Source organism: Agrobacterium sp. CNPSo 2736, from assembly GCF_004005385.1.
Classification (GTDB): Bacteria; Pseudomonadota; Alphaproteobacteria; order Rhizobiales; family Rhizobiaceae; genus Agrobacterium; species Agrobacterium leguminum.
In genome coordinates this window covers 139,419-153,145 of the sequence record NZ_RZTX01000009.1, presented here as the reverse complement: position 1 = coordinate 153,145, position 13,727 = coordinate 139,419, and the positions used below count along the sequence as shown (strand labels likewise).

At 59.7% G+C, this 13,727-nt stretch carries 14 protein-coding genes and 1 other RNA gene; 9 read left to right on the top strand and 6 right to left on the bottom strand.

From position 1 onward, the window contains the following. Positions 1–112: 112 nt before the first annotated feature. The 6 genes from EM858_RS16450 to EM858_RS16425 form a co-directional block, all read right to left on the bottom strand. Positions 113–892 (bottom strand): GH25 family lysozyme, encoded by a 780-nt coding sequence (locus tag EM858_RS16450; RefSeq protein WP_035239183.1) that lies wholly within the window; start codon positions 890–892, stop codon positions 113–115. 215 nt (positions 893–1,107) lie between these two features. Beyond that, entirely contained in the window at positions 1,108–1,827 is a 720-nt protein-coding gene (locus EM858_RS16445) for a class I SAM-dependent methyltransferase (RefSeq protein ID WP_164865453.1), read from the bottom strand. Next, positions 1,824–3,074, bottom strand: coding sequence for a DUF3419 family protein (locus EM858_RS16440; protein ID WP_127757275.1), 1,251 nt, complete (start codon positions 3,072–3,074; stop codon positions 1,824–1,826). Before EM858_RS16440 ends, EM858_RS16445 begins: the two co-directional genes overlap by 4 nt. A gap of 199 nt (positions 3,075–3,273) precedes the next feature. Further along, on the bottom strand, positions 3,274–4,359 hold the full coding sequence (locus tag EM858_RS16435) for a lytic transglycosylase domain-containing protein (protein WP_127757274.1): 1,086 nt from the start codon (positions 4,357–4,359) through the stop codon (positions 3,274–3,276). Positions 4,360–4,495: 136 nt separating this feature from the next. Beyond that, entirely contained in the window at positions 4,496–5,131 is a 636-nt protein-coding gene (locus tag EM858_RS16430; RefSeq protein ID WP_127757273.1) for a LysE family translocator, read from the bottom strand. Positions 5,132–5,183: 52 nt separating this feature from the next. Beyond that, positions 5,184–6,395 (bottom strand): pyrophosphate--fructose-6-phosphate 1-phosphotransferase, encoded by a 1,212-nt coding sequence (locus tag EM858_RS16425; protein ID WP_065655955.1) that lies wholly within the window; start codon positions 6,393–6,395, stop codon positions 5,184–5,186. A 327-nt stretch (positions 6,396–6,722) separates the two neighbouring features. On the opposite strand from EM858_RS16425, the gene EM858_RS16420 reads away from it, so the two are divergent. From EM858_RS16420 to mraZ, 9 genes are all read left to right on the top strand, one after another. Continuing rightward, entirely contained in the window at positions 6,723–7,463 is a 741-nt protein-coding gene (locus EM858_RS16420; RefSeq protein ID WP_003522185.1) for a DnaJ family molecular chaperone, read from the top strand. Then, positions 7,460–8,239, top strand: coding sequence for an N-acetylmuramoyl-L-alanine amidase (locus tag EM858_RS16415; RefSeq protein WP_127757272.1), 780 nt, complete (start codon positions 7,460–7,462; stop codon positions 8,237–8,239). Before EM858_RS16420 ends, EM858_RS16415 begins: the two co-directional genes overlap by 4 nt. Before the next feature lie 248 nt (positions 8,240–8,487). Next, entirely contained in the window at positions 8,488–9,027 is a 540-nt protein-coding gene (locus EM858_RS16410) for a transglycosylase SLT domain-containing protein (RefSeq protein WP_127757271.1), read from the top strand. 92 nt (positions 9,028–9,119) lie between these two features. Then, entirely contained in the window at positions 9,120–10,307 is a 1,188-nt protein-coding gene (locus EM858_RS16405) for an FAD-dependent oxidoreductase (RefSeq protein WP_127757270.1), read from the top strand. Between the two features lie 59 nt (positions 10,308–10,366). Next, positions 10,367–11,557: an FAD-binding oxidoreductase gene (locus EM858_RS16400; protein WP_127757269.1), complete on the top strand. Its 1,191-nt coding sequence runs from the start codon at positions 10,367–10,369 to the stop codon at positions 11,555–11,557. Positions 11,558–11,613: 56 nt separating this feature from the next. Then, positions 11,614–12,015, top strand: an RNA gene (gene rnpB, locus EM858_RS16395) — RNase P RNA component class A. 111 nt (positions 12,016–12,126) lie between these two features. Continuing rightward, the gene (locus EM858_RS16390; RefSeq protein WP_127757268.1) at positions 12,127–12,405 is read left to right on the top strand and encodes a type II toxin-antitoxin system ParD family antitoxin; all 279 of its coding nucleotides are present in this window, start codon (positions 12,127–12,129) and stop codon (positions 12,403–12,405) included. A gap of 89 nt (positions 12,406–12,494) precedes the next feature. Continuing rightward, complete coding sequence (locus EM858_RS16385; protein WP_080816468.1) at positions 12,495–12,848, top strand: type II toxin-antitoxin system RelE/ParE family toxin; 354 nt, start codon at positions 12,495–12,497, stop codon at positions 12,846–12,848. 430 nt (positions 12,849–13,278) lie between these two features. Beyond that, on the top strand, positions 13,279–13,719 hold the full coding sequence (gene mraZ / locus EM858_RS16380; protein ID WP_003522190.1) for a division/cell wall cluster transcriptional repressor MraZ: 441 nt from the start codon (positions 13,279–13,281) through the stop codon (positions 13,717–13,719). Positions 13,720–13,727: the final 8 nt, after the last annotated feature.

Genomic DNA, 13,727 nt, shown 5'->3' with positions numbered 1-13,727 from the left:
TCGATAGGTTGTTAGCCCGCTTTACCCATATGTTTGCGACAAAAAAACGGACCGAATGATCTGGCGTTGCAGAACAACGCCGATTTTTCAAAAGTGTTGCTTCTTGGCCGTGTTATTTGGCGGAAGCAATCCATTTCCGCCAGTTTTTCTCCGTTCCGGCAAAGACATTGATGTCGGTCGGACCGTTCACGCCGGGCACGACGCCGGTTGCGGTATATTGCCAGAAGGCCCATTTGCGATCTTCGTAAATCTTGGCCGGATGGGCGGCGACGGAGCGGACCCAGAAATGGTAATCCTTGAACTGACCGACGAGGTTGTCGCGGTGGAAGTCCACCGAGGTATAGATGATCGGACGCTTGCCATAGTGGGCTTCGATGCGGTCGAGGAAACGCTGCATCTCGGCGCGAACGATGCCGGGTGCCGGGCGCGTCTTGCAGGTGGGCGAGGCCGGGTTCCATTCCACGTCGAGAACCGGGGGCAGGGTGACGGCTTCCTTCGGCACGTTGCGAATGAACCAGTCGGCCTGGGCGTCTGCTGTCGAACAGAAATAATAGAAGTGGTAGGGCGCGTGCAGAACATCTGCCGCCGCCGCGCTGCGCCAATGGTCGCCGAATTTCGGATCGATGCGGTCCGATCCCTCCGTCGCCTTGATGAAGACGAAGGACACGCCTGATTTGCGCACGGTCGGCCAGTCGACATCGCCATTCCATTTGGACACGTCGATGCCGTGCACCTCATGACGGTGCGGGTTGTTCGTGCCGAAATCCTGCGGATCGGTATCGGAAAATTTCGGCCTGGAAACGGATGCGGTTTCCAGCAGGTCATAGCTGGTGGAGGTGCAGCCGCCGATCAACAGCAAAGCCGACAATAGTGCCGATAAACGCAGCCGCATTGGAATCCTGATGAAAATGTTGCCCATCCCACGGCCGCAAAATGGCGCGCCGTATCTCCCGATTTACACATAACATGGTAAACAAACTGATATAGCAAGTGGCAACGTGCTTTTGCACCCGGCAAGTCGCTGGATTCGAAGCGATTTGCGGTTTCAGCGACGAAATCCGGCGTGGCAGGAGCCTCGAACGCGACGCCCCTTAGTACCGCCGTGAATCAGGCGTCGGCCAAGATGCGGTGGATTTTCGGCTGCTGCGCTTCGGCCGCCGGAAGCGTGATGACAGCCCGCCAGGCATAACCCCGGGCGATTTCCTCGAATTCGAGATTACCGTCAAAACGGCCGGCCATATTGGCCAGAACATAGCGGAGATTGGCGCGGGGCGTGACGTGGAAACGGGTAAGCCAGGCTTGCAGAAGGGTGCGGAACCACTTCGGCAATTGTTCCTGCTGGCCGAAATCGACGATGTGCAGCGAGCCGCCGGGTTTCAGCGCCGTGAGCGCCTGTTCGATCGCCTTTTCCCAGTCCGGTATCATCGACAGCGCATAGGGGATCATGACGCGGTCGAAGCCGTCGGGCTGGCCGAATTCGGAGGCGCGAAAAGCAGTGGCATCGGCCACGCGCAAAATGGGGCGCTCCGTCTTGCCGGCAAAATTTTCGGCGGCGGTCAGCAGCATTTCGGCGGAGATGTCGAGGCCGAACAGCCTTGCCTGGGGAAATTTGCGACTGGCCAGCAGCAGGTTGCGGCCGGTGCCGCAGCCGACTTCCAGGAGCGTGCCGCCCTTCGGCACGTCGAGGCCGGAAATGGTCCGGTCACGGCCGAGAAGGTAATATTTGCGGGTGATATCGTAGATATGCCGCTGGTGGCGATACATGCGGTCCATCAGGCTCGCATGCGTGCTATCTGCAAGGCCCACATTCTCGCCGATGGTTTTCATGCCATAGCCCTCTGATAGATATGGAAGCCGCCGTAGATAGCCGAGCGGTCCATGGCGTTGAGCTCGCTGGAGCGCTCTTCGAGATAGACCCACTGGTTGCGGATATCGGGCGAAAGCCGGCCTTCGATGACGCTCTTTTCGGCCGCGGTGCGGAAGATGACGCGCGCACTGGGCGCGGCGGTGCGGCTGATCTGCGACCACAATTCGTTGAGCTGCGTGTCCGTCATCCAGTCCTGCGCATCGAGGAGGATATAACGGTCGACGGCGCTCGCCGGCTTGCGCGAGAGAAGCTCGGTATAGGTGGCGTGGTGCACGGCGACGCGGGCGGTGTTGTTGCGGATCGTCTCGTAATATTCCGGCTTGAGATAGGCGGGCAGCGCGCCCTCGTGCGGCTCGGGATAACGGCGTGCAAAGGCCTGCCACGCGAAATAGTTGTCGCTGAGCGGAAAGTTGCAGGCGAGCTTTTCCAGACGCTCCTTGAGTACGGATGCAACTGTGCCATTGGCGGAAAGGCTGGCCAGCTCGTCATATTGCCGAGGCGGAATGCCAAGGCCGAAGAGCGAGCTTTTGCGCTTCGTCAGCCAGCGCACCACCGGCTTGTCGAACAGCGGCGCCACCTTGCTGTCGAAAAACTGGCGCTGTTCGTCCAGCGTGCGGGTATTGGCCATTTCGGTGAGCTTCACGCCGTGCAGCCGGGCCATGAGATGGCCGGCGCCGATGAAGCGGCCGAGCAGGCCGGTGCGATAGATGTTCCTGTCGAAGACAGAGATGCGGCGGCGACCGGAAAGGGTGCGCTTCGACCAGTAAGCCTTGGTCGTGGCGTCGAGATGCTCGGCGATGAAGCGGTCGTAACCGTGGCTGTTGCTGCGCGTATTGGCGCGGCCGAAGTGGCGCACCACGTCCTGATGGGCGGGCAGATGGCGGAAGGCGGCGAGCTTCAGCTTGTTCAGCGCGATGTGGTGCGGGTTGAGGTCCACGACATCGATGCTGGCCGGATTGCGGGAGAGATAGGCCAGCATGTTGCAGCCGCCCGAGCCGATGGTGACGATGCGGTGACCTTCGCCGAGCTCCATCGCTTCCATGTCGATTTCCGGGTCTTCCCATATCTGCGGATAGACGAGGCCGGAAAAGAGGACGCCGAAGAAGCGCTCGGACAGACCGCTTTTGGAGAGTGCCTTGTGCTGGAGCAATGCGGACTTCAGTTTCGTGTTCTTGCTGAAGCCGGTCTTGGGTGCCGCACTCGTCATATGTTCACCTCTCAGTCGATTGAGAGGCGTCTACAGCCGTGACACTACAATTTGATGACAGAGGCTGTGGGCAAAGCCGGGGAATAGGGGTGTCGGTGGAAAACCAGCGTGCGCCGCCCAATCAGGATGACGAAATGAAAACACCCGGCGGCTTAAGAAAAGCCGCGCGGTTGCATTCGCATAACAGAGCCTGAGGCAATCACTTGCGCAAAACGTGCAGCATGCCCTTGCGCTTGGCGTCGTAATAATAGCCGCGCGCATAAAGCCGGACCGCGTTGTCGCGGTCGTTGCCGGCCACAACCCATGCGCCGCGCAGATATTTGACGGCGTATTTGAGGTTGGTTTCGGCATCGAAAAGGCCGGAGGCGGGGCCATCGAAGCCCATGGAGCGTGCCGTGGCGTGCCGGATCTGCATCAGGCCGAAATTGCCGCTGCTATAGGCGCCGGGGTTATATCGGCTCTCGCGCTGCACGACGCGGTGAACCAGATCTTCCGGCACATCATACATGGTGGCGTATTTGGTAATAAGGCCGCTCAGCTTTTCGCGTCCGGCCGGCGCGGAATTGAGCGGCGCCGTCATCGATTCGTTCTGGCGGATGGCGGCCAGCGCGGCATTGGTGGGGCCGGCGGCATAGGCCAGAACCGTGCTGTCCGGCTTCGGCAGCGGAATGACTTTGCGTTCCGCCGTCAGTTCGGTGCCGATGGAGGGCGAGCCGGGCGGCGGCGGTGCGGGCGGGAAGCTGCCCTTGACGGCAACCACCTGCGGCAGATCGGCAGCGGCATTATGGGCAGCCGGCTTGGCCGCCACGTCAGCCGTTTCGATGGCTGCGGCCGCCGGAGTGGCGCTTGTCGGTGCGAGCGCCGTGGCCGTGGTCGGCGCAGATGTCGTCACACCAGCTTGGGCGACTTCGTTCTGCTGCGGCTGCATCTGGGCGGCGATGGCTGCGGCTGCAGCAATTTCAGAAGCCGGCGGCAGCGCCACGCGTCCGCCCTTGACGGCGACTGCGGTGGGAAGTGCTGCAGGCTGGGAAGAGGTTGCGGTTTCGGCGGTCTGCACCGTTGCTGCTGCTGCCGGGGTCGCGCCCGCTGCTGCTTCGGCCGTTGCCGGCTGCGCCGATGTTTGCGCAGGAGTGGTCGCGGGATTGACCGTTGCGATCTTCGGGCCGTTCGGCCCTTCCTTTGCGGTATATTCAACGCTGGTGCATGCGCTCAATGCCAGTGCCAGACCCACGGTGGAAGACAGAAGAAGTGCACTTCTTCCGCGGAATTTTCCCGAATTTCGCATGTTGCCGCCTTCGTTATGCCTGTCTTTCGATACCCCCGCGTCGAGCGAAGCAGGCAGTGTCCCGTCGAGCCTTCATTAACCTATTGTAAGGATAGCGGCAAGCCGGGACGTTTCTCCCCGGCTTTCGGGCGGTTTTTCAGGCCGCGATGCGCCTGTATCCAGCGCTGACGGCGCGGCCGGAAATGAAGTGGGTGCGGTATTTCGGCCGGATTTTCTTATCGCCCGACATGCGGCGCACCATCGCCAGAGTCGTGCCGGCAAACAACGCCTGCGCGGTCAGAATCACCAGCGCCAGAAGCAGGATGGCGGCCTGCGCCATGGCAAGCGTTTCAATTGCATTACCGTAGGTGGACACGAATTGCGGCAGCAACGCCAGAAAGAAAGCGAAGTAGCGCGGGCGCAGGGCGGCAATGGCGTAACAATCGCGGAAAATGCCGCTCCAGGATTTGCCCGGCAGGTTGTCATTATCTGCATTGGCCGCCTGTGCGGCAGGCGTGGCGAAGGTCCACAGGAGGAACAGCATCAGCCAGCCGATGCCGGCCCATTGCACGATTTCGACGAAGGATTGCGGCAGCCAGGCAAGACCGGCCACCGGAATGGCGGAAATCGTCATGGCCGTGACGATGCCGAGCGCGCCGCCGCCGACGGAGGCGAAGACCGTCTTTTTGCCGCGAATGGCGGCATATGAGGCGACAGAGAATACAAGGGGAGAGGGGAGTGCGAACACAACGGCACATGCTGCACAAAAAATCAGCCAGGCCTGTCCAGACATTCTCTTCCTCCTTGCCCTCCCTGTCGCCGTATTATTTTAGCCTATCGTAAAATCAGGCCGCTGTGAACGGCTGACCGACGTGTTCCATCACTTCGGTAAACCATTTTGCAGAGAGGTCGAAATGCTTTCCGCCCTTGATACGCGGAAACTCGATGGTCCGCAATTTGCCATTCTGGTCTTCGTCATGGCCGGTTACGCCGGATACCTTGTTGAGCGCGCTTTCGACGGCGAGATCGACCATGCCCTGAATGAGGCGCAGGTCGTCGCCATTAGCGGCGGCGGAGCGGGCGAAATAGCCTGATTTCTGCACCATGGAGCGTTCCGCACCGATGAGGCTGGCAAACTGCTTCTGGAACCAGCCACCGACATTGATGGTGTCGATCTTCACATGGCCGAAAGCGTCGCGCTTCACAGCCTCGCCGGAGGCTTCGCGTTCGGCGACGATGGAATCGAGGCCCGCACCTTCGGAAACGAACAGCGTGACATAGCCGTTCCTGTCCATGATTTCCTTCAGGCGCTCGGCTTCCGCCTCGATGTCGAAGGCCATTTCCGGCAGGTAGATGCCGTCGATGTTCTTCATCTGCGTGTTCATCATCAGGCCTTCGACATATTCGTTGCCGCTGGTCTTCTGGATATAGGCACGGGCGGTGGCGGCCGTCAGCCAGCCGCAATGGCGGCCCATGACTTCGTGAATGACGAAGGTTTTTGGCGCTGCGCTCTGTTCGTTGCTGACATTGTCGAAGAAGGAGGCGCCGACTTCGGCTGCCGTCCAGGCGCCGAGCGACTGCTTGATCGGCACAACGTCGTTATCCACCGTCTTCGGCAGGCCGACAACGGTGAGATTGTAGCCGTTGGCGCCGAGATAGGCGGCAAGGTCCGCAGCCGTCGTGTTGGTGTCGTCACCGCCGATGGTGTGGAGAATGGTGATGCCGTCGGCCGCCAGCCGGTCAGCCGCGACGCGCAGCGGATTGTCGCCTTCCTTGACCAGACCGCGCTTGGCGCAATCGGCTGCGTTGGTGAGCTTGACGCGGCTGTTGCCGATCGGCGAACCGCCGTAACGGTGCAGCAGATGCGCCTTTTCCCGCATATCCCTGGTGATCTCGATACGGTCACCCAGAAGCACGCCCTGATAACCCGAGCGGTAAGCGATGATGTCGATCTCGGGCGCGATGTCGCTGTAACGCTCGATCAGACCGCCCACGGCCGAAGAGAGACAGGGCGCAAGGCCACCCGCGGTCAGCATTGCGACTTTCTGTTTGGCCATCATGGCTCTCCTTTTGCGTATACTCAAACACATGTCTGGACATGTCTGGCAAATGGATGCGACAGCCGCGTGTAGGTGTAAAGTGAATTTATCAAGAAAAACGCCGATTTCTCGCGCTTTTTCAGCGGCTTGACCTGACCGGGCGAATATAATCGTTTCAATAGGCCCATTGCGGACACGGGCCCAGTGCCCTGTGGAAAACCCGGAGTTCCGTTCACCCCGCTATCTTGTTCCTGAAGCAAAACTGTCGCAAAGATGAATAAAAGTTAATGCCGCCGGCCCGCTGGACATATTGCATTCGCGGCAATATCCCGTCATGCTTGTCGCATGATGTTCGATTTCGCCTGTCTGCAAATTTCATCCCTGTGGGAACGGCTGCTCGGCGCAATCGGCGACGCGGCAGGCGGTGCGCTCGGGCGCGTGGTGGAAGCCATCCGCACCCTTTTCGAGGGTGATCCGGAGACACGCCGCAAGGTTTCCTTTTCCGTGGCCATCATCGCGCTTTCCGCCAAGATGGCGAAGGCCGACGGTGTCGTCAACGATGCCGAAGTGCGCGCCTTCCGGCAAATCTTCGATTTTCCGGAAGAAGAAGCCAAGAACGTTGCCCGTCTTTATAATCTCGCCCGTCAGGACGTTGCCGGTTACGAGGCCTATGCCGAGCGGCTTGCCGGTCTGTGCGGTTCCGGACATGCCAATTGCGAGATGCTGGAAAGCGTCATTGACGGCCTGTTCCACATCGCCAAGGCCGATGGGCTGATCCATGAGCGGGAACTGGCCTTCCTCGGCCGGATCGCGGAAATCTTCCGTATCACCGAAGATCACTTCGAAACGATCATGGCGCGGCATGTCCATATGGACGGGCGCGACCCCTATCGCGTGCTCGGCGTTTCGCCTTCCGACGATTTTTCCGATATTCGCCGGCGTTATCGTTCGCTGGTTGCCGAACACCATCCTGACAAGCTCATCGCACGCGGCGTTCCCATGGAATTGCATGCGGCCGCGAACGAGCGTATGGCGGCTCTTAACGCCGCCTATGCGGCCATCGAGAAAGAACGCCGCGTCGCATGAGTGAATGTCTGCCGGATTTTACCCCGGATTTCGGGGGCGCAGCCGTTGCGCCTTCGCCTAACCATGGCGAAAGGCTGGGTGTGGCCGGCCCCGATATTATCCTGCTGCATTACACTGGCATGACGACGGCCGACGGCGCGCTGTCGTGGCTCTGCAATCCGGAAAGCCAGGTTTCCAGCCATTATTTCGTCTTCGAAGACGGGCGCGTCATCCAGATGGTTCCTGAAACCCGCCGTGCCTGGCACGCGGGCAAAAGCATCTGGGCGGGGGATCAAGACATCAATTCCCGCTCCATCGGCATCGAGATCGCCAATCAGGGCCATCCCGGCGGCCTGCCGGAATTTCCGAAGAAACAGGTGCAAGCCGTCATCGAATTGTGTCGCGATTGCGGCCAGCGCTGGTCTATCGCCCCTGAAAGGGTGCTGGCGCACTCGGATGTCGCGCCGATCCGCAAGGTCGATCCGGGTGAAAAATTCCCGTGGGACATCCTGTCGCAGCACGGTGTCGGCCATTGGGTGGAGCCTGCGCCGATCCGTGGCGGGCGTTTTTTCCAGCGCGGCGATCATGGCCAACCGGTCGAAGCGCTGCAGTCGATGCTGTCCATTTATGGTTATGGCGTTGAAATAACGGGCAATTATTGTGAAAAAACCGAGGGCGCCGTGGCGGCGTTCCAGAGGCATTTCCGGCCCGCACTGGTGGATGGCATTGCGGATTTTTCCACCATTGACACCCTGCACCGGCTGATTGCCAGCCTGCCGAAATTTTCGGTCGCCTGAACGCAGTTTCTGGAAAACGAATCCCGGTTTGCCGCGCTCCGCAAGTCGCTTTTTTTGGGTTGCCACAGTTAATCCGCATTGAGGAAGTTTAAGAACAGCACTGTATGCGGTGACGTTCTTCAGGGGAACCTGCCGTCAATATCAATCAAGGAGACCGGACAGCGGAGAGTCGCGATCGACTTTCCGGGCGTTGACTAATTGTGCCGATTCATTGTTCCGGTCCTCCGATCTGGAGACTTTTTCTACATATGAACAGGGTTGTTGTTGCTGTCGTAGTGGGTATTGCTGTACTCGCTTCGCAGGCGGGGATTGCTTTTGCCAAAGATGAAGACGTGAAGACCAAGACCGTGACGCTGGAGAATTTCTTCCGCAAGCCCGGTTATCCCATTCCCGAAAAAAGCCTGCCTTCCTCGCTCAGGAACGACTATTCCGATCTGATCGTCAAATATGCCAAGCGTTACGGCGTTCCCACCAATCTGGCGCATGCCGTGGTTTCGGTGGAAAGCAAGTTCAATCCGAAAGCCCGCGGCAGCGCAGGCGAGGTTGGGCTGATGCAGATCAAGCCGGCGACGGCGCGGATGATGGGATATCGCGGTACGACCAAGGCGCTCTACGATCCCGAGACCAATATTCGCTGGGGCATGCAATATCTGGCGACGGCGCATCAGCTTGGTGGCGGTCAGGTGTGCAGCACGATCCTGCGTTACAATGCAGGCCATGGCGCCACCCGGATGAACCCGGTCTCCAAGCGTTATTGCGGCAAGGTGCAGGCGCTGCTGGCCGGCTGAGGCCGCCATCGTTCGTCTGCGAAATTGCGAAAAGCGATTCCGGTTCGGCCCGGCATGCTGTAGTCAGAAGCAAATCTGATACGGAGCATGGCATGCCGGATTTCAAATATATCGTCGTCGGGGCCGGAATGATGGGAGCGGCTGCGGCACGGCATCTTTCAGCGCAAACGGATGGCGTGGCGCTGATCGGCCCGGACGAACCCGCCGATCGCAAGACCCGTCAGGGTGTGTTTTCGAGCCATTACGACGAAGCGCGCATTACCCGCGGTTTTGATGGCGATCCGGTCTGGGCGGAACTGGCGCAGCGCTCCATCCGCCGTTATGCGGAGATCGAGGCCAAAAGCGGCATCCGCTTTTTCACGGAAGCGGGCTGCCTGTTCACCGGAAACGGCAAGGGGCTTGCGGGGGACTATGTCTCGCGCGCGCTTGCCTCGGCCGACCGTCTCGGTCTCGGTGTCGAGACACTCGGCACTGATGCGCTGGCTGGCCGATTTCCGATGTTCTCCCTGCCGACCGATCACAGCGGTTATTTCGAGGCGCAATATGCCGGCCACGTCAATCCGCGCGCCTTGGTGAAGGCGCAATGCACGATTGCCGTCGCACAGGGCGCGCGGCTTGTGCGCCAGACGGCGGCGCATATTCGCGATACTTCCGATGGCGTCGAGGTTTCTACACGAGAAGGGGCGGTTCATACGGCTGAAAAGGTCATCGTAGCGGCCGGCGGTTTCACCAACATGGCCGAGCTTCTGCCTTCTCGCGTCGATATGGCGGCCACGGGCCGCACCATCGTCTTTTTCGAACTGGATGAGGCGCGGCAGGCGCTGTTCGGTGCCATGCCTTCCACGATTGTGCTGGCGGAGACTGAGGACGACATCGTCTATATCCTGCCGCCGGTGCGTTATCCCGATGGCAAGGTCTATCTGAAGATCGGCGGCGAGAGCGAAAAGGGCAGGCTTGAAACGCTCGCGGAAGCGGTTGACTGGTTCCATTCGGACGGCACGCCGGGTGAGGTGGAGTTTCTGAAAAAGCGGGCGCTCTCCTTGATGCCGGAGCTTTCCGGCTGCCCGGTCACCTCAGGCTCCTGTGTCGCCTCTATCACCCGCAGCAGCTATCCCTATATCGGCTATACGCAATCCTCCAATATCGCGGTTCTGACCGGCGGCAATTTCGTCTCCGCCAAGTCTTCGGACGAAATCGGCCGGCTGGGCGCCATGCTGCTTTTGAACGGCCAGCTGACCGAGGATGAATTCGCCGCCGAAATGTCGCCGGTTTTCGTCTGACATTCAGGGACGAAGCAGCTACAAGGTTGCGACGGAAGTGAGCGGGTGAAGAGGGCGGCATGTCGGGACATTTCAGATACATCGTTGTGGGCCGCGGCATGATGGGTGCCGCCGCCGCCCGCCATCTGGCCGAAACGGTGGATGGCGTCGCGCTGATCGGTCCCGGCGAACCTGCCGACATCAAATCGCATCGGGGCGTCTTCGCCAGTCACTATGACGAGGCGCGGATTACCCGCACCATTGATGGCGATGCCGACTGGGCGCTGCTCGCCAACCGCTCGATAGCGCGTTACGCCGACATTGCCGCACGAAGCGGCGTTGAATTTTATGCACCCGTCGGCTGCCTGATGGTGGGGCCTGAACGGGGCGGCGATAATCCTTTTGTCGACGATGTCCGCAAGGCGGCGGCGCGGCTCGGCGTGTCCACGGAACTGCTGGGCGGGGAACACCTCGAAAGCCGCTTCCCCTATTTCTCCTTCGAGCCGGGTTGCGAGGGGGTATTCGAGAGAGACAATGCCGGATACGTCAATCCGCGTGGGCTGGTGAAGGCGCAGGCCATTCTGGCGGAAAAGGCGGGCGTTACGCTTATCGACGATATCGTCGTTTCGACTCGGGAAGAGGATGGTCGCGCACGGGTGGAGACGGCCTCGGGCGCGGTTTATACCGCAGACCGGGTGCTGGTGGCGGCCGGCGGCTTCTCGATCACGAAAGATCTGCTGCCGCAGCCGGTGGCCCTCGATGTCTATGGGCGCACCGTCGCTTTCTTCGAGGTGGATGAGGGCGATCTGGATCAATATGCGGACATGCCGTCGCTGATCTATGAGCCGCGCGACACGACGAAACATATCTATCTTCTGCCGCCGGTGCTTTATCCCGATGGCAAATTCTACCTGAAGATCGGTGGCGATCCCGACGACAAGAGGCTCGGCAGCGACCCGGAAATCCGGGAATGGTTCCGCTCCGGCGGACGCGAAAGCGTGCGTGATCATCTCTCCGAGATCGTCGGATCGCTGGTGCCTTCCATTGATCTTTCGCGTGTCTCGATGGCCGCCTGCGTCGTCTCCAAAACGCAAAGCGGTTATCCGGCCATCGGCTTCAGCGCCTCGCCGAAGATTGCGGTTCTGACCGGCGGCAACGGCACGGCGGCCAAGAGTTCCGATGAGATCGGACGGCTCGGCGCTGTGCTGCTGCGGGACGGAAAGATCGCCGACGGCGCCTTCGCGACGGATTTCAAGCCGGCATTTCTTTGATCCTCGCATGCGCTTTTCGGTGGCTTTCGCCTCGGAACATGGTTATGCAGCCCATGCCAGTTGGCCGGGCAGCCGCGCTTTACCAATGTCGAAAGACGGTAAGGTGAGGAAAGTCCGGGCTCCACGGAAATACGGTGCCGGATAACGTCCGGCGGGGGCGACCCCAGGGAAAGTGCCACAGAGAGCAAACCGCCATGCATCGCATGGTAAGGGTGAAAGGGTGGGGTAAGAGCCCACCGCGCTTCTGGTAACAGCGGCGGCAAGGTAAACCCCACCGGGAGCAAGACCGAATAGGGATGACACGGGATGGGCGAAAGCCCGTTCACAGCCGGTTTCCGGGCCCGTCATCCGGGTGGGTTGCGCGAGGCGGCATGCAAATGCCGTCCCAGATGAATGGCTGCCACGTTCCGGGTCAAACCGGGGCCATACAGAACCCGGCTTACAGGCCAACTGGCGAATTTTCCTCGATCTTGCAGCGGCTCGTACATGCCGCTTCCCCCATGGATGATCAGGAATATGTATGATTAAATCATACCGTGTGATACAAGGGTGAATGAAAGGCGAAAACCATGCGCACCACCCAAGCTTTCAGCATCACACTTCCCCTGGAAATGGCGGAAATGGTCAAGGCAAAGGTCGCTTCCGGCGAATATGCGACCGAGAGCGAGGTTATCCGTGATGGCCTTCGCACCCTGGCGGCCCGCGATGCGGCCGTGGAGCGCTGGTTGCAGGAAGAAGTAACATCCGCATACGATGCTCACAAAGCAGACCCGGGCAGGGCCAAGCCCCTCAATGAAGGTTTGGCCGAGGTCAGGGCGCGGATTGCCAGGGGTGAGGGGCGCACATAGCTCCCACCTGTCGGAAGCCCTTTACCTATTTATATTTATGCAATTCGTAATGCCAAGTTGCCGCATGTTTTTGCTGGAAACGCTTTTAAATGAAGTATTACGTTGTGCGCCTGTCACCCGAAGCGCAGACCGATCTGGTGCATATCCACCAAAATATCGTCGGCAAATCAGGGTCGTCTGCTGTCGCAGATCGATACATTGATCGCATCGGCATATTTCTTTCAACTTTGAATGTCTTTCCCGAACGGGGCACGGTGCGTAACGAATTGCGTATGGGACTCCGCATAATCGGTTTTGAACGTAGCGCCAGTGTCGCTTTTGTGGTGGAGCAGGATGATGTGGTCGTTCTGCGTCTTCTGGCTAAAGGCCAGGAGTTCGATGAGGAAGCGCTGCGCCCTGAGAATGCGGATACAGAGCGCAGCGATGGAAGCCATCGTGACTGAGCTTGTCATCGATTCCATTATTTTCTGACGTTGACGGCCTGACCCATCTGCCCGTGAAGCCGGATAATGTGGCCATTTCCTTGTTTTTACAAAGAAAAACAGCGCTTTCACCGCATCTTCCTGTGCCGTGAAAGCGCATCGTCGCGCGGCCCGGTAAACCATTCGTTAAACTTAACGGCTTATGAATTTCCGATGCGAAGTCGGTATCGTGCCGGCTTCTCCCATTGACGCCCATAGTGTCCCATGATATCCCAAATGCACACCACATTGGGTCGTGTTTTTGACCCGCAATCGCTGAAACGAGTGAGGAGCCTACGAGGGGCTGCTGCAGGGCACGTCGCCCTGGCGCTTGGCGATGTGTCGTGCGTACCGGTGTCTTCTGTGAAGTGGATGGTTCGCTTTGCGGAATGCGGTTTTGGCGAGTTGAGTAATGGACCGCTTTTTATCGAACGTGACGAACAGGATCGACGCCAAGGGGCGCGTTTCGGTTCCGTCTCCGTTTCGTTCGGTGCTGGTCAGGCGCGGCATTCAGGAGCTTTATTGTCTTCAGGATTTCGCCTTTCCGGCCATCAGTGTCGGCGGTCCGGATTTGCTGGAGCGCTACGAGCGGCAGATTGCGTCGATGGATGCCTTCTCGCCGGAGGCGAACGCGATGTCGCTGCTGGTTCACGGCGGCGGCGTTTTCATGAAGCTCGACCAGGAAGGTCGATTGATGGTGACGGATTTCGTGCGGGAATTCACCGGCATATCCACCGAAGTCACCTTCGTCGGACGGGCGGATCATTTTCAGCTTTGGCAACCGAATGCGTTTTTGGCGGCGCAGGCGGAAGCAAGAGCGGGGCGCGGTTTTTCGGCTGCTCGCCCCGCCTAGGACGGGGA

Bases quoted from the DNA above. Each gene is read 5' to 3' on its own strand.
- EM858_RS16430 (WP_127757273.1), bottom strand. From the start codon at position 5,131: ATGTCTGGACAGGCCTGGCTGATTTTTTGTGCAGCATGTGCCGTTGTG.
- EM858_RS16390 (WP_127757268.1), top strand. From the start codon at position 12,127: ATGCGCACCACCCAAGCTTTCAGCATCACACTTCCCCTGGAAATGGCG.
- EM858_RS16440 (WP_127757275.1), bottom strand. From the start codon at position 3,074: ATGACGAGTGCGGCACCCAAGACCGGCTTCAGCAAGAACACGAAACTG.
- EM858_RS16425 (WP_065655955.1), bottom strand. From the start codon at position 6,395: ATGGCCAAACAGAAAGTCGCAATGCTGACCGCGGGTGGCCTTGCGCCC.
- EM858_RS16410 (WP_127757271.1), top strand. From the start codon at position 8,488: ATGAACAGGGTTGTTGTTGCTGTCGTAGTGGGTATTGCTGTACTCGCT.
- EM858_RS16415 (WP_127757272.1), top strand. From the start codon at position 7,460: ATGAGTGAATGTCTGCCGGATTTTACCCCGGATTTCGGGGGCGCAGCC.
- EM858_RS16420 (WP_003522185.1), top strand. From the start codon at position 6,723: ATGATGTTCGATTTCGCCTGTCTGCAAATTTCATCCCTGTGGGAACGG.
- EM858_RS16435 (WP_127757274.1), bottom strand. From the start codon at position 4,359: ATGCGAAATTCGGGAAAATTCCGCGGAAGAAGTGCACTTCTTCTGTCT.
- EM858_RS16400 (WP_127757269.1), top strand. From the start codon at position 10,367: ATGTCGGGACATTTCAGATACATCGTTGTGGGCCGCGGCATGATGGGT.
- EM858_RS16405 (WP_127757270.1), top strand. From the start codon at position 9,120: ATGCCGGATTTCAAATATATCGTCGTCGGGGCCGGAATGATGGGAGCG.
- EM858_RS16385 (WP_080816468.1), top strand. From the start codon at position 12,495: ATGAAGTATTACGTTGTGCGCCTGTCACCCGAAGCGCAGACCGATCTG.
- EM858_RS16445 (WP_164865453.1), bottom strand. From the start codon at position 1,827: ATGAAAACCATCGGCGAGAATGTGGGCCTTGCAGATAGCACGCATGCG.
- mraZ (WP_003522190.1), top strand. From the start codon at position 13,279: ATGGACCGCTTTTTATCGAACGTGACGAACAGGATCGACGCCAAGGGG.
- EM858_RS16450 (WP_035239183.1), bottom strand. From the start codon at position 892: ATGCGGCTGCGTTTATCGGCACTATTGTCGGCTTTGCTGTTGATCGGC.